We start from the raw sequence: 17,757 nt of genomic DNA, 5'->3' as shown, positions 1-17,757 counted from the left end.
CTCAGAACTCCAGGTGCAGCGCGAAATGCGCCGGATTGAGCAGGCTGGTGACAAATTCGATGGCGCGGCCGTCGGCGGCGCGCGTCAGGCGCCGCGTGCGCAGGAACGGCGCGCCGGGCGCGCAGTCGAGTATGGCCGCGTCCGCGGCGCTCAGCATCTCGATGTCGGCCCACTCCTCGCCGTGATCGGGGACGAGCCCCGCCGCGCGCAGCGTCTGGTGCAGCGAGCCCTCGCGCAGGCCGCGCAGCGGCACGTCCTCCAGCTCCGGCGACAGCGGCAGGCGGCTGCGCTCGATCGAGATTGCATGGCCGTCATCGGCGTTGGAGCGCACCCGGTCGACGGCTATGAAGAACGGGCTTTCGACGCCCAGCCTGGCAGCGAGCTCGGCATCCTGCATGACTTCGAGCCTGAGCGTGCGCGTGTCGGCATTGGCGCCGGCATTGGCCAGCGCCCGCGACCAGCCGACGGCGTCGTCGACCGGCATGCCGTCGAAGGTGACGAACGAGCCGATGCCGACCTTGGTGGTGATCAGCCCGCGGCTCGACAGTTCCTCGAGGCCCTTGCGGATGGTGTTGCGGCTGACGGAGAAGCGCTGGACGAGCTCGTTCTCGCTCTGCAGGCGGTCGCCGAAGCCGAGCACGCCGGAGCGTATCTCGTGTTCGAGGACGGTGGCGATCCGTTCGGGCTTGCCCGTTCCGGGAGACGACGGAGTCGTGCGACGCGCCATGGAATACCTGTTCAGTAAACCTGTATAGTCCTGTTCAATATCGTGACATGGCACGCATGTCAACGGCTCGCTGCCAGCACGCTTTTGAGTTCCCGGCATTTGCCGGGCAAGATTGCCCTGCTGATCACGACGGTTCGTCGCAGACTGGAATTTTATGGGAACCTTCACCACCCCCGAGCGGTTTTTTCTGTAGTCGCGATGCGGCGACAACCGAAAAAATGGAGACAAATGGAGGCAAACCATGCTTACGAAGATTCTCGCGGCGTCCGTACTCGCCGCTGGTCTGGCTACGTCTGCGATGGCCCAGACTGCCAGCGACCCCGACGCTGAAATGGGTACCGGCAGCGACAGAAGCGTCGTAATCGACCCGGCCCCGATCGATCCGAACCTGGCCGATGAGCCGGATGCTGTCGATCGCGGGATTACCGGTAGCATTATTGCAGGCCCTGACGGCACGAATTCCAGTGCCGATCGGAACTGCCCTATAGGCCCGCAGGGCGCGCTGCCTGATGCCACGCACAAGGCTCCCGGCACGGTCTCACCGACCGTCAACGACAGGCACTGCGGCATGTAGCCGAGATCGATTTCGGGAACTCACGCTTTCGGCCGCGGGGCAGAGCTTCGTCCCGCGGCCGAAGCGTTATTGTTCTAGCTCGCTGAACCTTTGCGCGGCCGAGCAGTCTTTGGCTTGGTGTCCTTTGGCTTAGTGTCCTTGGGCTTGGCCTTGGCGGCCGCCGGCTCCTTCGGTCGAGCCGCTTTGGCTTTCGGCCTGCTCTCCTCACCGTCGACCTCGGCAGTGGCCTGGTCCCAGTGCTGCTGATGCGCGCCGTCGGGCCGGCCGGCCTGTTCCCAGATCGCGTGAGCCCGCCGGCGAATGCGTTCCTGCCTGTCGTCCGTCACTGTTGCCTCCATCGGTTCGGTTCAGGGCCTTGGGCAACAGCTGTCTTAGCCCAAGTTCGGATCGACGTCATGAGTCGGATCGACGCTTTGGGCGGCTTCAACCCTATTCGGACAGGACCGCGACACCGAGGAGTGCCGCCTTCTTGGTGATCAGCCCCGCCAGATCCGCGTCCGAGCGCTCCGTTCCAGTTTGCTCACGCACCGCTGCAATCAACTCCTTCATCGACAACAGGGCAGTGCCCCGTTCAGCAAGCAGCTTGTCGACAGATGCGGCCACATTGCGTGACTCGACATGCGGCAACATGAAAATGGCTCCTTCCCGCGACAAGACGATCAACAGCCGGCTGCCTGCCGGCGAGCCGCCGCTGCTCTCGCGTCTTCCCGAGAGAGCGGCGGGTGAAGGTCAGTCAATGACCTGCACGATCCTGCGGGTGCCGGGATCGACCAGCACGGTGCGATCGTCGACGACCACGTATCTGTATTTGACGTCGGGAACGTCGATCGGGTGAAGCTCAACCGTGTCGGGCACGGTGGAACCGATGTTGAGTTCCACTCCCAGAAGGCTGATCGACGCCAGCGGGTGCCTGTCCACATATTCGCGGATGACTGTCTGCTGCTCGGGCTTGACAATCACCTGGTCTGCGGTGGCCACGCCGACACCGGTGAGCAGAACCAGCCCGGCGGCGGCAGGAACAAGGTGGATCTTCATCGTCTTCTCCTGTTCTTGTTGGCGGACTTCGCCTTCCACGGGTGGCAACAATAGATCACAATCGGGACGGCGGGCCCTCTTTGGAAACGCTCACGCAACCTTCTTGTTCCGTGAGCGGCGGCTAATCGATCGCCGTATTGGCGCCGCTCTGGTGCGTTGCCGCGAGCCGCCGCAGTGGCCCGCGTTCCTTTCGCAGGCACGCGGGCCGATCGGATTGCCCGATCAGCAGCGATACCGGAGGGGGTGATATCGACTGCTTCGAAAGGAACATTTAGCGAGAACTAATGTTCCGCCCCCCAGCAAAAAAGCCTGCCGGCGTCGGGCTCCCGTCAGGCGCCGAGACGGCAAATGCCCCAACCTATTGTTTCGGCGGCTGCGCCGGCACCTCGCCGGGTTTGAGCACCGGTGTCCTGCCTTCGTCCGGCGGCGGTGCGGCCATGCCCTGATCGCCGGTCGGCGGCGGCAGCAGCACGCCGTTGCAGGGATCAAGCGTGTCGGTCAGGCTGTCGCCGGCACCGTTGTTGGCGGGCGGCTCCTGCTGCTGGCCGTTCTGCGGCTGGGCCTGGCAGGGGCCGGCAGGCGCCTGGTCTTGTGTCTGGTCATCCGTCTGGGCGGCAGCCGGCGCCGCCAACGCCAGTGCGCCGAGCACGCCGATGATCAACGCGCTCGGCAGGAATGCGAAAGGTTTCATGTCGAACTCCTTTCCCGCGAACCTCCTTGCCAAAGCAGGTGGGCGGCGATTGGTTCCCGCATGCTGCGACGCGCCCGGCTCCATGCAGGTTCAATCGACCGGCACGACAGTTTTGGGCGGCAAGGGGGCGACTTCCGTTGAACACGCAAAAAACCGCCCCGTTTCCGGGGCGGGCGCAGCATGTTGGTGAATCGTTAATCAGCGGTTGCTACTATATTGGACCATGACCAAAAATCTCGGAAACGCCGAAAGGAATGCCCCAAAGGAACCGGCAAGGCGTTCCGTCTTCAGCCAGCTGGCGCCGGCCCTGTTTCCCCTGGTGATCGTCGCGCTTGGCTATCTGGTCGGCTGGCAATTCTTCGGCTTTTAGAGCATCGGCCGCCTCGGTGCCGCGCGAAGAGACCTGGATCAGGCGCCGCTGCTTCTAGCACCAATCTCCAACTTTTGCGATTAGCCGTAAGCCCCCTGCGCCTTCGTCATCCTAGGGCGGAGCAAGGAGCGAAGCGACGCGGCGCAGACCCTAGGATCCATGCCGTTACCCAAGCCGAAGAATGCAGCGGCCCAGAACCGAACGCTACCACCCCGTTCCGCGAAAGAGCTCGAACCACTCCGGATTGGTCTTCTCGATCAGCTCGATCTTCCACTGGCGCGGCCAGCGCTTCAGCGACTTCTCGCGCTGGATGGCGTCACGAATGTCGAAATGTTCCTCGTACCAGACCAGACGCTGCACGCCATAGCGGCTGGTGAAGCGCGAGCCCTGGCCGGATTTGTGCTCCGGCATGCGGCGGCCGAGATCGTTGGTGACACCGATGTAGATCGTGCCGCGCTTCCGGCTCGCGGTCATGGTGGCATAACCGGTCAGGGTGGAAGGGTAGCTGGCGCCGTTGCGGGTGTGGTGGCCTCCGGCAAATCGCCAGCGTTTGTTTGGCGGCTGCGGTCTGGTCGGGCAGCGACCATCGCATTCCCTTTCTCTGCACAGAGGAACTAGTCCGGGAAATCGAAAACCGGGTCCTCGCATCGATGGACCCGGCATTGACCGTCAAGCGTCCTGATGTAGGAGGTGACGGGCACTTCGGGCCAGTCGCACTCATTGCCGTATTGGCGGACATATCGATCATAGGTGTTGCGGCCGGTGGTCAGGACGATCGCGCGCCGGCTCTGGATCAGCTGCTGCGCCTCGTCGCATGTCATGGTGCGCGCATCCGGCCGGCCGTAAGCCATGCTTGTGGCGGCGAGCAGGATCGCTGCAGCTGTCGAGACGATTGGGCGAGCTGGCATAATAGATCCTCTCAAGGGTCGTGCCCAACGCGCACCTTCGCCCGTGGTTCCGCAACCTTCGGCTTTTAGCGCATCGGCCCACCTTGGTGGTCGCGCGAAGAGACGTCGCGGGAAGAGACCTTGGATCAGGCGTCGGCTGCTTCTAGCACCAATCTCCAACGCTGGCGATTAGCCATACGCTACTACACCTTCGTCATCCTGGGGCGAAGCAAGGAGCGAAGCGACGCGGCGCAGACCCTAGGTGTTTGATCCCGGACTTTAATGGCGCATCATCGCAATCCGAGAACCGGTTCCTCGCATCGATGGACCCGACATTGACCGTCAAGCGTCCTGATGTGGGAGGTGACGGGCGCTTCGGGCCAGTCGCACTCATTGCCGTATTGGCGGACATATCGATCATAGGTGTTGCGGCCGGTGGACAGGACGACGGCGCGTCGGCTCTGGATCAGCTGCTGCGTCTGTTCGCATGTCATGGTGCGCGCATCCGGCCGGCCGTAAGCCATGCTTGTGGCGGCGAGCAGGATCGCTGCGGCTGTCGAGACGATTGGGCGAGCTGGCATGGTAGATCCTCTCAAGGGTCGTGCCTAACGCGCATCTCCGCCCGTGGTTCCGCAACCTTCACCCGGTCTCCCGCAAGAGGCTGTCGCTGCGGCGCAATAATGCATGTCGCGCAAAAGCATGCCCTCGGGCTTGAACCGAGGGTGTGCAGCGGTTTTGCGATAACGACATGCATAAAACAACAACCTAAAGCGCGTCGCATGAGGCCGGTCAAACGCGACGCGCTTTAAGACGGGCGCGATCTCACTCCTCCTTCTCCGGCTTGAACCGCCTCACCACCACCTCGAAGACGATGTCCGAGATCCACATCGCCGAGACACCGATGAGGAACGCCGCGGCCAGCGTCGTGGTGCCGTCGTCGGGCGACGGTATCGGCACGCCGGTAGCGCGGAAGTAATGCACCACCGGCAATGTCAGGTAGGCCGCCGCCAGCGCGCCGCAGATCGGCGACGCCACCATCTCGCGGACCTTGTAGCGGTGGCGCGACAAGGCGCGCAAAATGCCGCCGGAAAGGCCGGCGACCACCACCGGCGCCTTGACGCCGAGAGCATCGAGAAGCTCCTGTATCATGGCCGCCACCCGCACCATCTGGCGCCCTTCGCGTTGTAGGCATTCACCTCGTCGAGCTCGGGCCGCGTCATGGCGGCGACGACGGCCACGGAGGGACGGCGCGCCTGGTTGTGGTCGCACCAGACCTGACGCGCCGGCGAAACCGGCGTTGTGCATCCGGCGAGCAACACGCCCCCGAGCAGCAGACCGATCATCAGTGCCTTGCCCATCGCATCGCCTCCCGCCGTGCGGCTTCGTCCGGCAGGTCGCGCGCCGCGCGTTCGGCATCGGTCGCCTCGCGGTCCATTTCGAGGCGCTCCTCGACGGCGGCGAGTTTTTCCGCCGCTCGCCTGGCCGCATCCTTGTTGGCCCGGCTGATGCCGCCGGCAACAAACAGGCCGATGCCGCCGGCCAGCGCGGCAAGGATCGCCATGATCGTCGTATTGCCGGCGAGCGCGCCCAGCATGGAAAGCACCCACATCTCAATTGCCCTCCACGGCAGGCTGTCGTCTGACGAGGCCGGCAACGCCGTCGCGGACGACATTCATCAGGATCTTGAGCAGGGTCAGCACCCCGGTGATCTTGAGCGCCAGGGCAGCGTCGATGCCGAACAGCGTCCAGTCGAAGCCGACCAGGCCGGTGAGCAGCAGGATCAGCACATTGATCAGATTGTGCGCGGCATTGGTATTGAACCACGTCATGGCTTTACCTTTCGAAACAAGGACAGGATTGCGGCGACCAACGGAGCCAGGACTGCGGCCCAGAATCCGGGCAATGGTCCGGGCCGCACTCCAGCCTCGCCCGGCTCGTGCTTTGGCCCTGAAGACGCAAGAATGTCGGGTTGCGGAGCCTGCGGGATCGGAACAGGCGCTGGAGGCTGCGCTGGGGCAGCGGCCGGCGTGTCCTTGATCCCGGACCATTTGCGGAACGCCTCGGCAAGCCTGATATCGTAGGCGTTTTTCCCATAGGATGCGCCGTTGTAACCCTTGGCAAAGCCGGCCCAATCATGCTTGCGCAATTTGCCGTCGAGCCGGTTGGCGGCGATGAAATTGACCGCCGCCGCCAGTTGCAGCGCCTCGTCCTCCATCATGGCTTCGACCATGGCCTGTACGGTGAGGAAGCCGGCCGCCTTGAAATTCTCGCCGAGGACCTGGCCGAGGCCCCACGACGCCGATCTGAGCGCCGCCGTCTCGTCGATGGCGCAGGCGGCTTTCAGGCGCGGATAGCTGTCCCGGGGATAAGGCTTTTCGCCCCACCTGGCATAGGCAAGGCCGGCCGCGACAGCTTGCGCCCGCTTCGCCCCCGACAGGTTGCGGAAAAAGACATGCGGCTCGAACAGGATGATTGGCCGGCCATGGGCGTCGAAGCCATGCCCGCTGGTTTCGACATCGAGAAAGGCGTGGATCTCGTCCTCGCCGACGCCGATCCTGGCGCCAAGTTTTGGCAGATCGAGGTCGTCCAGGCGCCTGGCGGCGCCCTTGAACGTCATGTCCATGGTCGTGTCCTTTCCGCCCTCGCGGGCCGGTTGATGTTTGCAAGCGATTGTGTGAAATGAACCCCAAAGGGGAGGACAGCGGCCGATGTCGCAAGATGAAGGAACGGCGCGCTGGACGGTGAAGGCCGAGCTGTGCGCGGTCGGCCGCGACAAGCCGCTGCTTGTGGCGCTGGCAGCGATCCTGTGCCTCTATTGCGGGCTGGTCGCCGGGCCGATCCTCTATGCGTTCCTGGCCATCCAGGGCATGGCGGATTTCTTCAAGTGATCGTGCTGACCGCTTGAGAAGCTCGATCCGTCCTGCCACCTGGACCGAAATTGGGATGAGACTGTTTCGAAATTCGCTCTGGCGAGTCATATGGTGGTGGTTTCGAGAACCGGCGCGCAGCGGATATTTGAGCGCTGCGCGTCCAATTGGACGCGCAAAGGACGCTCTAACACTTTGCATTTGCGCATGACCCTTTCCGGGAAACCGAAATCGGTTTCCGGGGTCATGCGCTGGTCCGTGAGCACCGGCCTACGCCGGCCGTAGCTTTAACTGCCACGACCGCTCATGAGTGCTTCGGCCGGCGAAGGCCGGAAGCGCAGAAAACGCCATCAGATGGCCGCCCGAGTAGAGTTTCCAAACGGTCTCTTAGCCGGGATGAAACTGCTGCCAGGAACCGTTCATACCCCGAGGACACCGGGTGCGGGAGGGCACGTGACAATAAGGATCAGGCTTCCGGGCGGGACACTGAAGATCAAGAAAAAGGACGAGCTGCGCCGCCGCGAGCAGAAGCGCCAAGTCCCGGTCTGGCGGGTCGGAGACTACTTCATCGTCTGGTGGCCGAGCAGCATGTCCGGGCGCCCGCCAAATCGATGATCCCGAGCCTGCGCCCGGGGCCCTTCTGGAAACAGTCCCAGAAATAGTCCCAGAAATAGTCAATGACCGGTTGTTGACTTTTACGCTACGGAAGCTCTCTAGTTGCTGCGCTGCACAATGGGGTTGGGCTGATGGCGGTTCGGATCAAGTTGCCGGGCGGCACCTTGAAGATGAAGGTGTATCGGGAATTGCGCGGGCGCGAACGCAGCCGCCGCATTCCTGTCGTCAAGATAGGTTCGGTCTATTTCACCTGGTGGTCGAACCGGTGGTGGTCGAACCGGTGGTGGTCGAACCGGCCGCGTCCTTTTATCGGCCGGCCGGGTGCACCGGACGATCCGGACCAACTCCAGGCAACGCGTTGACGCCCTGACCGTCATCGGGCGCCTGTGCCTCGAACCCTTCCCGGGAAGAGTCAAAAAAACCATCGGCTGTTGACTCTTCCCCGGGGGAAGTTCTCTAATTGCTGCATCGCACATCATCATTGCCTTACCGGCGGGAGTTGAACCGATGGCAGTGCGTATCAAATTGCCGGGCGGCACCCTGAAGATGAAGGTCTATCGCGAATTGCGGGTGCGCGAACGCGAGCGCCGCGTGCCGGTCATGAAGATAGGTTCGCTGTATTTTATCTGGTGGTCGAACAGCCAGCCTCACGACAAGCCGCAAGACAGCCGTCATTAGTCTTTGCAGTCTTTCGCGCCATTCGCCTGCGCGGCGGCGCGGGCTACGGCGTGTCTTTTGGACGCGCAAGCCGGCCAGCCGGCAGCCAGACGCCGCCGAAATTATCTAACCACAAGATCACTCGGTACAAGTCTATCTGCGGTTGGCGAAATGCTACCTGCACTGGCTCGTTGCTAGGGGCCGTGTCGAGCCAAACGAACTAGAGCGTGAACTACCTCACGATCACGCTTGCAAAGCGGAGGTGCTTGCCGCAAATGATGACCGCCCAACGGATCTGCCCCTGACGATGCGAACTAACCTGCCGGTGGCACAAACCCTCAAGCGCTTTTCGGTCCAAGCAATCGATGGCCGACATATCCCTGCGCCAACGGTGGAAGCCGACGACGAGCACGATGCGCAGGCAGCATTTGAAGGAGCTTAGTACGCGAATGCCACAACGGCACCTCATGCTCTGCGACGGTTTGCAGGTTATCGCCGAGAGGCAGCAACAAACACGATACGGAAGACACTGACATGCCTTTTGTGCCGCCCTTCCTGCAACGCCTAGCGGGAGTCAATGTCGGCGCTGGCACGAAGATGGCCATTCAGAGTGTCCGCACTGCCCGCCGTGGCCATCACTCGATCGGCGAGGACGGGATCATCAACTGCTACTTCTCGTTTGATCGACCAGAAGCGCGGATCACGATCGGACGGCGCTGCTACATCGGCAAGAGCCACCTAGTCGCTGCAGAACACATCACTATTGGCGATGATGTCGTTATCTCATGGGGTACGACGATCGTTGACCATAACTCGCACTCGCTGGATTGGAAGCAGCGCACAAGCGACGTCGCCGAGTGGCATCAAGGCAAAAAGAACTGGTCGGGTGTCGGCATCGCGCCGGTCACAATCGATGAGAATGTCTGGATCGGCTTTGGCGTGACAATCCTGAAAGGTGTCACGATCGGCAAGGGCGCGGTCGTCGGCGCAGCGTCTGTCGTCACCAAGGACGTAGAGCCCTTCACGATCGTTGCCGGAGTTCCGGCTAAAAAGGTCCGCGACCTTTCAGAATCAACTACTTAGTGCTGCATAGCGCTCCGGCCATGTACGCCATGTTCCGCACCGCAGCCTTGGGCGCGACCTTGAGAAATTCGGTCCGCAACTTGTATTTCACCCATCCTTTGTACCGCCCGGCCAGGTGCTGTTCATAAGCGAGATCGTGAGCAAACGTCATCAGCCTATCGACCTTGAGCCCGGAAGTATTGAGCAGATTTTCGAACGTCAGCGGCGTGTAGAAATTGATATGCCCATACGGCCCGGACATCCGAATGGCGCGATTGAGGTTTCTCGTATGCTCCAGCGGCACCTCGATGTAGAGCTTCTTGCAGACCCTCGCCGCCTCCATCAAAAACATCCGTTCGTGCTCGACGTGTTCGACGACGTGGATGGCCAACCCAAGGTCGAACGACTTGTCGGAGTGCGGAATGTGGTAGCCATCAAAAACATCGAGGCTCTTCAGACCAGGGATTTTCCGTGCCTTGATGGCCTCAATACCCGAGGTCGAAATCTCGACGGCCCCGAGTGTCTTTGCCAGATTTCGCTTGTTGAGCTTGTCCAGCACAGCCCCTTCACCAGCCCCGATATCAAGGACCTTTTCGAAGGTCTCCCCCGGGAGGATCGCTTCTATATGGCCGACTGATTGCTGCGAAGCAATTTCGCGTTTCGCGGCTACTTTGCCATCTGCGTAATAGTCATCATAGATTGCTATAATGCTTCCGGCGTCCGCCATAGAGAAATCCTCCTAAGGATCGCCCCCGCCAAGCCAACCGTGCCATAGTGCGCGAACCGCGTCCAGTACGGACTAGGCGCCTCCCAGCCACACTTCGACGAGCCCTTCGGCATCGTCCTTAGGCACTGTGATTTCTCGACTATAAGTCGGGTCATTGGGCTTCGTAATCAGGATCTTCTTGCCGACGATCACCCATTCCTCACCCTCTTCAAGCGTCGCGATCACTTCACCCTTGCGATGAACTGCGAATGGCATGGTCTTATCCCCTTTCCGCGACGTATTCGATGAAGCGCAGCGCATTGCTGTCGTGGCCGGCATCGTTGTAGTGCAGGCCCTCTTGATAGGCCCCCGAGTTGACATAATCGAACCCGTCAATCGGGACCGTCAGCACATCGCGCGACCGATAGGTTTGACGTATCGCACCAAGCGCTGCGTCGTAGGTGCGACCGCCTGTATAGCTGCTATCCCAAGCGGATGATGGCCGTGTTGGCGGCATGGCCATCATGCGAGGAGCGCCGGCCGCCTCCAGCGTGTTGATGATCGACGTGATATTGGCCGAAATCGTCGCCGGCGGCGTGCTAAAGCTGTCATTGATGCCCAGGGCGAGGACCGGCACAATTTTGCCGCCAGCATAGCCGCATTGTGCGACCGCAGAAGCAAGGCGCGGCGCGTTGAAGGATGCGAACGTATAGCTTCCGTGCGCAGCGCGCAGCGTCCGCAGGCGCGGACGCGAGCCGGCCGCCTTGATGCCGAGACGGATAAGCCCAGTGATCTCCACCGGTCCGCCTACGGCCGTAAGGGTATAGTTTCCGCTCGCCGCCTGCGCTGTCAGGGACGGGCCGGAATATTGATCCAGCGCCAGAGCGCCGGCAGCGTTCACAGTCTTGTAGGCCGCGCCACCGTTGAAGGCGAACGCGAGCGAGCCTTGACCGGCGTCCTGGGTGTAATGGACGTCGACCTGCTCATAGGCGCCCGTGAACGTCAGCGACGCGCCATCCGCAAGGATGATGCTTTCGCCGAGCGGCCCGCGCGTTCCCGTCGACACGGTTCCGCCGGACGTGACGCCATAGAAGGCGGGCGTATAGGTGGAACTAGGCCGCAACGCCGTCATGCCAGGCTCATCATCCGCAATGCCGAGATTGGCGAACTGCGTAACTCGATTGAACCAGTGGGCCGAGCCATTGCTGGCCAGAGCCCAATGACCGATGCTGTCGGCGATCAGGCAAAGCACATCGTTGCTGGCGATGTGCTCCGCCATCTTGGCCCGGAAGTCATCAGAAAGATTGAACAGCGACGGGCGAGCCGGAACGAAAAACCTCCTGCCACCGACAAACGGCTTTCCAGGCCCCCAAAAGCCGTCGCCAGACTTAGGCATGGCCGTCAGCGCGAAGCTGCCGGGCGGGACGTAGGGATTTGGGTGAGCGGCCCCGGCCGAAGCAAAGATCGCGGTCGCGTCAATGACGCCATTCGGGTCGGCGTCTGCCAGCAGGTTCATGCCGGTGTTCTGCGCGCCGCCGTTCAAGGCCCTTGCTGCATCCGCTATAAGACCGGTCTTGATCGTGAAGCGGACCTCATAGCGGTGCTGGGTCGAATTCGATACGCTGGCGCCGTTCGACAGCGTCCCGTTCCTGAGCCAAACGGGAATGCCTTCCGGATTGACGCTGTTCTGAAACTTGTAGCCGCCGCCGCTGATCGCCGGATATTGTCCGGCCGCAATCGGGATCGAGAGAGGGATAGGGGGAACGCCATTTGCAAGAGTGATTGGCGTGGTGCTGATCACGTTGACGGTTGGTCCTGCCAAGACCTCGACAACATGGATCAGTGCAGCACCCGCGCCGCTCGCCCCGACATCGACCTGAGTGATGAAGCCAGCGGCGGGAGCCGGCGTTTGCATGACAATGCTGTAGTTCGCGGGCGTGTTCGCACCGGTGTTGACCAGCGACGGCCACCCGGTATCCAATTCCGAACCGACAACATCGACAAGACCGTTTGCGGTATCGTAGGCGGCGCGCGCCTTTGTGCCGACTTCACCCGTGAAAGTTGCTTTCCATTGCGGGCCGTTTGTAAAGCCGATGGTCTTGGCGGTGTGCGAGGTCGGCACCGCCGCCGTAAACCACTCGCTTTCGCCGTTCGGAATTGCCCCGGCCGTATAGTACCAGGTGCCCACGCCTGTCCGCTGTAAGCCCATGACGCTGCCGGCCGGCTTCAGGATCGAGAGCCCCGAGTTGACGGAGGACGGGCCGGTAACGACAGGGGTAGTTTGTTCAGAGACCAGAGTTAACGTGCCATCGTCCTCGACGTGGGCAAAGACGATATGAATTGTTCCCGGCCCAGCGCCGAAGCCGAGTTCTACACTCGACAGAAATTCATCGACCGTCGATAGTGACCCCGGCCAGTAATAGATGCTGCTGTTGGAGACCACCGTGCCGCCGACCGAACCACTGATCGCAACCGGCCCGACCGTCCTCGATCCGATCAAGGCGATGACTTCCGCCGCAGAAGCACGAACGCCCGTGTCGACGGCAACCGGTCCGGCCGCCACAGTGTACATTCCAAGGATGCCGGTCGAGACTTCGGTCCAGAAGTATTCACCAACCTCAACATTCCGGGCGAGGACCGCCGAAGCGCTCGCCCCGGCAAGCCCAGCCGAAGCCGCAAAGCTGAAAGCTGGCGCCACCGTGTAGGAGCCGCGCGCAGTGATCAGGATCTGCGTCAGGGCGCCGCCCGCGACCACGAAGCGGCCGGCGGCACCCGAACCGGCGCCGCCGGTAAACGCCAGGTCGAACGTGCCGTTGGTGCCACCGGCGCCCGCGGTGATCGCACCGCTGCCGACGACACCAAAACCGATCGCCGCCGCGACCGTCGGGAAAATGCCCTTGCCATACAGGGACGCGTCGCGCGCCGCCTGCGCGCTCGCCAGATTGACTGCGGTGGTGACGACATCGGCGGCGGTTTGTCCGGCATTGGCGGCGGAGCTGGCAGCGCTGGCGGCTGCCTGGCCGGCACTGGCCTCGGTGGCGACCCTCAGCACCTGCGTCTCGTCGCGCAGCGATTCGACATCCTCGACCACCTCCGCAATGTCGGGCGGCACGAACGGCGCAATGGTGATGGCATTGCTGCCCACCACCGGCTCGTCGGCGCTAAATTCAAACACCCGCCCGGCATTGATTGTCCCGACCTGGGTGTGAACCGTCGTTCCCTTCTGCAAGGTGCGGGCGGTGCGGGCGTCGGCGGCGCGGAACCATTCGCCCTCGCTCACCGTGTAGATGCCGTTCTGTCTCTGGTCGGCCTGGTCCTTGACCAGCACGCGGTCGCCAACCTCGCACGGCACGCCGTCGATGGCCTGCAGGCCACGAAGGAGGATGTCGGCCGTGGTCGCCAGGCGCACGGGTTCGCGTTCGCCGGTCAGAAGTCGAACGGCGGCAGTTGCAGGTCGAGCCATCAGGCTTCTCCATGAAAAAGCCCCGCGAAAGCGAGGCTTGAAAGTGCTCTATGATTTCAGCGTGCGCTTACGGGACGCGCGGTCCATGGCACATCTGGCGGCGGCGCGGCTGGTTTAGCTGGCCTTGAGAAAAAAGGCGCCCAAAACCCGCTGCGGCCTATGGCAACCCGCCAACGCGCCTCTTTGTCCAGCCGGCGATTGTCAGCCCGCACGCCATGCCGGCGCAGTCGGCAACCCAGTCGAACCCATCCAGATCGCGCCCTATCAGTTGCGAGCCCTGAAGAACCTCGATCGCCGCGCCGGTGAAGGCGAGGACAACAACCAGCCTTGCCTTGTGTTCCGGCCAGCCGAGGCTTCCCAACGCCGCCAGCACGGCGAAGGCGATGGCGTGATGCAACTTGTCATCGTGAAGCGTGACGGCCGTGCCGAAATCCGGCAAGAACCGCGCCGGCAGAAGAGTGAGCAGGAGAACGCCGGCCAACGTAACCGGAAAAACGATCCTTGCCAGCATCCGATAAGACTCTAAGCGCCACAAGGTAGGGTCAGTCCTTCATCTGAAAAGCCGGGATGGGCCAGGTGGATTTCCGTTCCAATGATCGCATCAGCGCTTGGGAATTTCAAATCCGAAAACCACAAGCCTGTGTTGTAAGAAAGGCTGCCGTCGCTCTTAGAGACTGTTTCGAAATTCGCTCTGGCGAGTCATATGGTGGTGGTTTCGAGAACCGGCGCGCAGCGGACATTAGAGCGCTGCGCGTCCATTGGACGCGCAAAGGACGCTCTAACCCTTTGCATTTGCGCATGATCCTTTTCCGGAAACCGAAATCGGTTTCCGGGGTCATGCGCTGGTCCGTGAGCACCGGAAGCGCAGAAAACGCCATCAGATGGCCGCCAGAGTAGAGTTTCCAAACATTCTCTTATCGCCCTGGAAACGACCACATACCTGCGTGCATTGCCAGCAGAGACTTCAGGAACTTTGGGTTTTCCCATGAAAAAGCCTGCGGCCAAAGCAACAGGGGCAGGTAACGCGAAGATCTAGTGGTCAAAATCTGACACTTGGTACCCGGCTGGGAAGTCGGTTCAGGGTGGTTGGCGGATTTCTGGCCTGAGTGGAGCGCGGAGCAACGCGACTTCGCGGCGGCGTGGCGGAGCCATGCGAAGTGGATCGTGCCGGAACGGGTCTGCGGTTTACGCGTTTGCAGGATGGAGATGACGGTGGGCGTGCATCACGACGCGCTGGAGGGTCCCGTCCAATCGTTGCCGCGACCGGGCATCTGAAGCGCGCCGCAGTCATCGAAGTAACACCGATACTCGTCATGTCCGCGGCGACGGGACTGCTGGCGCGACGTCGATCCAAAGGAAAGTACATGCGGACCTCTTTACTTTCATCTGACGGAAAACTTGCGACAACAGCGAGCGAGACGTCGTCCAAAAATGATTTCGATTATTTGATAGGCCACTGGAACATCAGAAATCGTACATTGAAAGAACAGCTGGCCGGCAGCGACGAATGGCAGGAATTTGACGCGACCCAGGAGTGCCGCCCGATCTTGCTGGGCCTGGGTGACTTCGATATTTTTCGTACGGAGTTGGGCGGAAAGCCATTCGAAGGTCTCACTGTGCGATTGTTCGACCCGCAGACGCGTCTGTGGACGATCTACTGGGCCGACAGCAACGCAATGAAACTCGACGGTGGAAAGGTAGGCTCGTTCGATGGCGACATAGGTGAATTCTTCGGCCGTGAGGTTGTCGCCGGCAAAGACGTTATCGTGAAATTCCACTGGGACAAGCGTAACCCGAAGGCCCCGATTTATAGCCGCGCGTTCTCCGCTGATGCAGGCAGAACGTGGGAATGGAATTGGTACTCGAACTTTTCACCACGGTGATTGACTGAGTCGGCGCAACGCGCAGCCAAAGGGAATTCCCGAGCCGGACTCTTGTGTCAGGCGGGAACCACTAGCGCCTGGTTGCGGACATCAGTTTTGCGCCACCGAGGCGCCGGCCAGCCGGGCGAGCGCAGCCCTGTCGTCGGGGCTAAGATCAGCAAGGCGGTCATCGCCCGAAGCGGACCAATTCGGGTTTTTCGCCGACAGATCGGTGCCGCCCGCAGCGCCGGTGGTTTCACCGTTGATCGCGCCGTCGGAGGCCTTGGGCTCGGCGCCAATCAGTTCAACAGCGCGGCCCGGATCCTTGGCGATCATCGCCTGGGCGAGCGCCTGTGCCGTATTGCTGCGCCAGGCCGTTTCGGCCACTTGCCTGGCGACCGGGTTGCCCATCTTGGCGATGAAGTCGAACCCGCTCTGCCTGATCGCCTCGAACGCTGCGGTGTCGTCCGGATCGCTCTGCGCGATGGCGCTTGTGTAGGAGTCCTGCGCCTTGGACCATTCGGTCTGCTCATACTCCTGGCGGCGCGCATATTGCTGTGCGGCCAGGCGTGCCGAGCCGGCCAGCCTCAAAACCTCTTTTTTCCTGATGAAGTCGGCGCGCTCGCTCTCCGGCACTTTCGGCACGATGCTGTCGAATATCTTGTCGAACAGGCCGAACTTGACGACGCCGTTGGTGCGGGGATCGACCTGGCCATAGATGCTGTCATGCAGGCCGCGACCGTCGGCCGGCGCATTCTGGATCGCCTCGTTTTCGGCCTGGGCGATCTGCCCGCTCAGCTCGCGGCCGATGACCTCGGCGTCGAAGGCGTCCTGCTGCTGCTTCTGTTGCCTGAACCGCTCGGCGACAGCCGAGAGCTCGTCGCCAAAGCCTTGCATGGCGGCGCCGACCGGCGAGCCGCCGGGATAGGAAACCACATTGCCGGTGTCGAGCCGGCGCTGGGCAAGCTGGAGGGGGATGGTCGCCATTAGTAAAGCCCTCCGCCCGGCGCCGGCGGAAAGGCGCTCTTGCCGAATGTCACCGCCTTGCTCGGGTCGTAGAGGCCGGAAAGGCCGGACACGAGGTTGCCGCCAGCCCTAAAGATCGAGGCCGCCGCCGACTGCTTGCCGGAAAAACGCGAGATCGCCGCCTGCGTGGTGAGATTGTTCTGGCGCAGCTGCGAGCCGTACTGGATCGCCTTGATGTCGAGCTGGCCCTGCCTGGCGTTGGCCGCCAGCACCTCAGTCGGCGAGCCTGCCATGGCGACGCCCGACGCGCCGGCCTGGGCGCGCGCCTGCGACAGCAACAGATCCTGCTTGTGGCGCTCCTGGCCCTGTTCGAAGGCCGCGGCTTGCGCGTCGGCCCGCGCCTGCTGTTCATAGGCCCTGGCCTGGTAGTCGGCCATCTGCCTCGACTGCTGGCCTTCGACCAGAGCGCCGCCGACCGAGAGAGCCGTGCCGATAAGGGCAAGTGTGCACATGGTCAGCCGCGGCCCCGGCCACGAAGCGAAAATCTGCCCGTGATGCCTCCAGCCGGCGCGCCAAGCGCCGGGCGCGGGTCGAGCGCGCCGCCGGGGCTGAGGAGGGACAGAAGCATCTTGTCGGCCTGGATCGCTGCCGCGCTGAGACGAGCGGGTGCTGCCGCTCGCCGCCCGGCAATGGCGGCGCGCCGGATGGCAGTCGGGTTGATTTTCAGGCTGGCAACGCCGGCGGCGTCGAACTGGCTGTTGGCGGTGGCGACGGCGCGGCGCAAGGCATCGGCGTCGAACAATTGCTGGCGCAGCTGTTCGATCAGCCATTGGGCCATGCGCCAGCGCTCGTCGAGGGAAGCGGCGTTTGCCCTGATCTCGTCGGCAAGTGATGCGATGTCGACGCAGGCTTCACTTTGCGCGGCGGCGGCGCGGCGCTTGTCATCGGGGATTGGGGTCACGGGAGGGTCCTTTTAGGAGGGTGATGGGCGGTTCACGCAGCTGCCGATCTCCCCCCTCGGGGGGAGATGCCCGGCAGGGCAGAGGGGGCGCGAAGGAACGCGGCCTTGGGTTTAACGTTTGATCAGCCGAGAATTGGCGCGAGGAAGCAATTGCGGTTGATTGATAGGCCGGCGGAACAGCGCCGCCCTCTGTCCTGCCGGACATCTCTCCCTTGAGGCAGGGCTATCGCAGGTGGAAAGCCGAGGCTTTCGCTCTACGATGCACCCCCGCCCCTAACCCCTCCCCACAAGGGGGAGGGAGACTTCCGTTGGCG

At 62.5% G+C, this 17,757-nt stretch carries 28 protein-coding genes; 7 read left to right on the top strand and 21 right to left on the bottom strand.

Annotation, left to right across the window (positions count from 1 at the left end; genetic code table 11):
* Nucleotide 1: 1 nt before the first annotated feature.
* On the bottom strand, nt 2–727 hold the full coding sequence (locus tag AC0NIE_RS16915) for a GntR family transcriptional regulator (RefSeq protein ID WP_473488159.1): 726 nt from the start codon (nt 725–727) through the stop codon (nt 2–4).
* 241 nt (nt 728–968) lie between these two features.
* On the opposite strand from AC0NIE_RS16915, the gene AC0NIE_RS16910 reads away from it, so the two are divergent.
* Nucleotides 969–1,301, top strand: coding sequence for a hypothetical protein (locus tag AC0NIE_RS16910; RefSeq protein WP_473488160.1), 333 nt, complete (start codon nt 969–971; stop codon nt 1,299–1,301).
* Between the two features lie 74 nt (nt 1,302–1,375).
* Here the strand turns inward: AC0NIE_RS16910 and AC0NIE_RS16905 are convergent, their stop codons facing one another.
* From AC0NIE_RS16905 to AC0NIE_RS16890, 4 genes are all read right to left on the bottom strand, one after another.
* Nucleotides 1,376–1,627, bottom strand: coding sequence for a DUF2934 domain-containing protein (locus AC0NIE_RS16905; RefSeq protein WP_123152124.1), 252 nt, complete (start codon nt 1,625–1,627; stop codon nt 1,376–1,378).
* A 103-nt stretch (nt 1,628–1,730) separates the two neighbouring features.
* Nucleotides 1,731–1,931: a hypothetical protein gene (locus tag AC0NIE_RS16900; RefSeq protein ID WP_123152077.1), complete on the bottom strand. Its 201-nt coding sequence runs from the start codon at nt 1,929–1,931 to the stop codon at nt 1,731–1,733.
* Nucleotides 1,932–2,030: 99 nt separating this feature from the next.
* Nucleotides 2,031–2,336, bottom strand: a complete 306-nt coding sequence (locus AC0NIE_RS16895; RefSeq protein WP_473488161.1) for a DUF1236 domain-containing protein — start codon at nt 2,334–2,336, stop codon at nt 2,031–2,033.
* A 358-nt stretch (nt 2,337–2,694) separates the two neighbouring features.
* Nucleotides 2,695–3,027 carry a hypothetical protein gene (locus AC0NIE_RS16890; protein ID WP_473488162.1) on the bottom strand — a complete coding sequence of 111 codons (333 nt, stop codon included), beginning with the start codon at nt 3,025–3,027 and terminating at the stop codon, nt 2,695–2,697.
* Between the two features lie 223 nt (nt 3,028–3,250).
* Here AC0NIE_RS16890 and AC0NIE_RS16885 point away from each other — a divergent pair, with 223 nt between their 5' ends.
* Nucleotides 3,251–3,397 carry a hypothetical protein gene (locus tag AC0NIE_RS16885; RefSeq protein WP_165848859.1) on the top strand — a complete coding sequence of 49 codons (147 nt, stop codon included), beginning with the start codon at nt 3,251–3,253 and terminating at the stop codon, nt 3,395–3,397.
* 204 nt (nt 3,398–3,601) lie between these two features.
* Here the strand turns inward: AC0NIE_RS16885 and AC0NIE_RS16880 are convergent, their stop codons facing one another.
* From AC0NIE_RS16880 to AC0NIE_RS16845, 8 genes are all read right to left on the bottom strand, one after another.
* Nucleotides 3,602–3,889 (bottom strand): GIY-YIG nuclease family protein, encoded by a 288-nt coding sequence (locus tag AC0NIE_RS16880; protein WP_473488229.1) that lies wholly within the window; start codon nt 3,887–3,889, stop codon nt 3,602–3,604.
* A 122-nt stretch (nt 3,890–4,011) separates the two neighbouring features.
* Nucleotides 4,012–4,305 carry a hypothetical protein gene (locus AC0NIE_RS16875; RefSeq protein WP_473488163.1) on the bottom strand — a complete coding sequence of 98 codons (294 nt, stop codon included), beginning with the start codon at nt 4,303–4,305 and terminating at the stop codon, nt 4,012–4,014.
* Nucleotides 4,306–4,574: 269 nt separating this feature from the next.
* On the bottom strand, nt 4,575–4,865 hold the full coding sequence (locus AC0NIE_RS16870) for a hypothetical protein (protein ID WP_473488164.1): 291 nt from the start codon (nt 4,863–4,865) through the stop codon (nt 4,575–4,577).
* Between the two features lie 241 nt (nt 4,866–5,106).
* Nucleotides 5,107–5,433, bottom strand: a complete 327-nt coding sequence (locus tag AC0NIE_RS16865) for a hypothetical protein (RefSeq protein WP_473488165.1) — start codon at nt 5,431–5,433, stop codon at nt 5,107–5,109.
* Nucleotides 5,430–5,642: a hypothetical protein gene (locus tag AC0NIE_RS16860; RefSeq protein WP_473488166.1), complete on the bottom strand. Its 213-nt coding sequence runs from the start codon at nt 5,640–5,642 to the stop codon at nt 5,430–5,432. The genes AC0NIE_RS16865 and AC0NIE_RS16860 overlap by 4 nt, the downstream gene beginning before the upstream one ends.
* Entirely contained in the window at nt 5,627–5,893 is a 267-nt protein-coding gene (locus AC0NIE_RS16855; protein ID WP_473488167.1) for a hypothetical protein, read from the bottom strand. The genes AC0NIE_RS16860 and AC0NIE_RS16855 overlap by 16 nt, the downstream gene beginning before the upstream one ends.
* A gap of 1 nt (nt 5,894) precedes the next feature.
* Nucleotides 5,895–6,113: a hypothetical protein gene (locus tag AC0NIE_RS16850; RefSeq protein WP_473488168.1), complete on the bottom strand. Its 219-nt coding sequence runs from the start codon at nt 6,111–6,113 to the stop codon at nt 5,895–5,897.
* Complete coding sequence (locus tag AC0NIE_RS16845) at nt 6,110–6,907, bottom strand: N-acetylmuramidase family protein (RefSeq protein WP_473488169.1); 798 nt, start codon at nt 6,905–6,907, stop codon at nt 6,110–6,112. The genes AC0NIE_RS16850 and AC0NIE_RS16845 overlap by 4 nt, the downstream gene beginning before the upstream one ends.
* A gap of 85 nt (nt 6,908–6,992) precedes the next feature.
* Here AC0NIE_RS16845 and AC0NIE_RS16840 point away from each other — a divergent pair, with 85 nt between their 5' ends.
* Nucleotides 6,993–7,172 carry a hypothetical protein gene (locus AC0NIE_RS16840; protein ID WP_029351723.1) on the top strand — a complete coding sequence of 60 codons (180 nt, stop codon included), beginning with the start codon at nt 6,993–6,995 and terminating at the stop codon, nt 7,170–7,172.
* An 86-nt stretch (nt 7,173–7,258) separates the two neighbouring features.
* Here AC0NIE_RS16840 and AC0NIE_RS16835 read toward each other — a convergent pair whose 3' ends face one another.
* Complete coding sequence (locus tag AC0NIE_RS16835) at nt 7,259–7,399, bottom strand: hypothetical protein (protein WP_473488170.1); 141 nt, start codon at nt 7,397–7,399, stop codon at nt 7,259–7,261.
* A gap of 498 nt (nt 7,400–7,897) precedes the next feature.
* On the opposite strand from AC0NIE_RS16835, the gene AC0NIE_RS16830 reads away from it, so the two are divergent.
* From AC0NIE_RS16830 to AC0NIE_RS16820, 3 genes are all read left to right on the top strand, one after another.
* Nucleotides 7,898–8,128: a hypothetical protein gene (locus tag AC0NIE_RS16830; protein WP_473488171.1), complete on the top strand. Its 231-nt coding sequence runs from the start codon at nt 7,898–7,900 to the stop codon at nt 8,126–8,128.
* Nucleotides 8,129–8,273: 145 nt separating this feature from the next.
* A complete protein-coding gene (locus AC0NIE_RS16825; RefSeq protein WP_473488172.1) occupies nt 8,274–8,444 on the top strand; it encodes a hypothetical protein in 171 nt (56 codons plus the stop codon).
* Between the two features lie 513 nt (nt 8,445–8,957).
* Complete coding sequence (locus tag AC0NIE_RS16820) at nt 8,958–9,506, top strand: acyltransferase (protein ID WP_473488173.1); 549 nt, start codon at nt 8,958–8,960, stop codon at nt 9,504–9,506.
* On the opposite strand, the gene AC0NIE_RS16815 is transcribed toward AC0NIE_RS16820, so the two are convergent.
* The 4 genes from AC0NIE_RS16815 to AC0NIE_RS16800 form a co-directional block, all read right to left on the bottom strand.
* Nucleotides 9,499–10,212, bottom strand: a complete 714-nt coding sequence (locus AC0NIE_RS16815) for a class I SAM-dependent methyltransferase (protein WP_473488174.1) — start codon at nt 10,210–10,212, stop codon at nt 9,499–9,501. The genes AC0NIE_RS16820 and AC0NIE_RS16815 overlap by 8 nt on opposite strands.
* A 72-nt stretch (nt 10,213–10,284) precedes the next feature.
* Nucleotides 10,285–10,467 carry a hypothetical protein gene (locus AC0NIE_RS16810; RefSeq protein ID WP_473488175.1) on the bottom strand — a complete coding sequence of 61 codons (183 nt, stop codon included), beginning with the start codon at nt 10,465–10,467 and terminating at the stop codon, nt 10,285–10,287.
* 4 nt (nt 10,468–10,471) lie between these two features.
* Nucleotides 10,472–13,654, bottom strand: a complete 3,183-nt coding sequence (locus AC0NIE_RS16805; protein WP_473488176.1) for a hypothetical protein — start codon at nt 13,652–13,654, stop codon at nt 10,472–10,474.
* 157 nt (nt 13,655–13,811) lie between these two features.
* A complete protein-coding gene (locus AC0NIE_RS16800; RefSeq protein WP_473488177.1) occupies nt 13,812–14,165 on the bottom strand; it encodes a VanZ family protein in 354 nt (117 codons plus the stop codon).
* A gap of 646 nt (nt 14,166–14,811) precedes the next feature.
* Between AC0NIE_RS16800 and AC0NIE_RS16795 the strand changes: the two genes are divergently transcribed.
* Nucleotides 14,812–15,537 carry a hypothetical protein gene (locus AC0NIE_RS16795; RefSeq protein WP_473488178.1) on the top strand — a complete coding sequence of 242 codons (726 nt, stop codon included), beginning with the start codon at nt 14,812–14,814 and terminating at the stop codon, nt 15,535–15,537.
* A 90-nt stretch (nt 15,538–15,627) separates the two neighbouring features.
* On the opposite strand, the gene AC0NIE_RS16790 is transcribed toward AC0NIE_RS16795, so the two are convergent.
* The 3 genes from AC0NIE_RS16790 to AC0NIE_RS16780 are packed head-to-tail and all read right to left on the bottom strand — an operon-like array spanning nt 15,628 to nt 17,443.
* A complete protein-coding gene (locus tag AC0NIE_RS16790; RefSeq protein ID WP_473488179.1) occupies nt 15,628–16,503 on the bottom strand; it encodes a hypothetical protein in 876 nt (291 codons plus the stop codon).
* On the bottom strand, nt 16,503–16,994 hold the full coding sequence (locus AC0NIE_RS16785; RefSeq protein WP_473488180.1) for a hypothetical protein: 492 nt from the start codon (nt 16,992–16,994) through the stop codon (nt 16,503–16,505). The genes AC0NIE_RS16790 and AC0NIE_RS16785 overlap by 1 nt, the downstream gene beginning before the upstream one ends.
* Nucleotides 16,995–16,996: 2 nt before the next feature.
* On the bottom strand, nt 16,997–17,443 hold the full coding sequence (locus AC0NIE_RS16780; RefSeq protein WP_473488181.1) for a hypothetical protein: 447 nt from the start codon (nt 17,441–17,443) through the stop codon (nt 16,997–16,999).
* Between the last annotated feature and the right edge of the window lie 314 nt (nt 17,444–17,757).

Source organism: Mesorhizobium sp. WSM4842, assembly GCF_055901575.1.
This window is presented reverse-complemented; position numbering and strand designations above follow the sequence as displayed.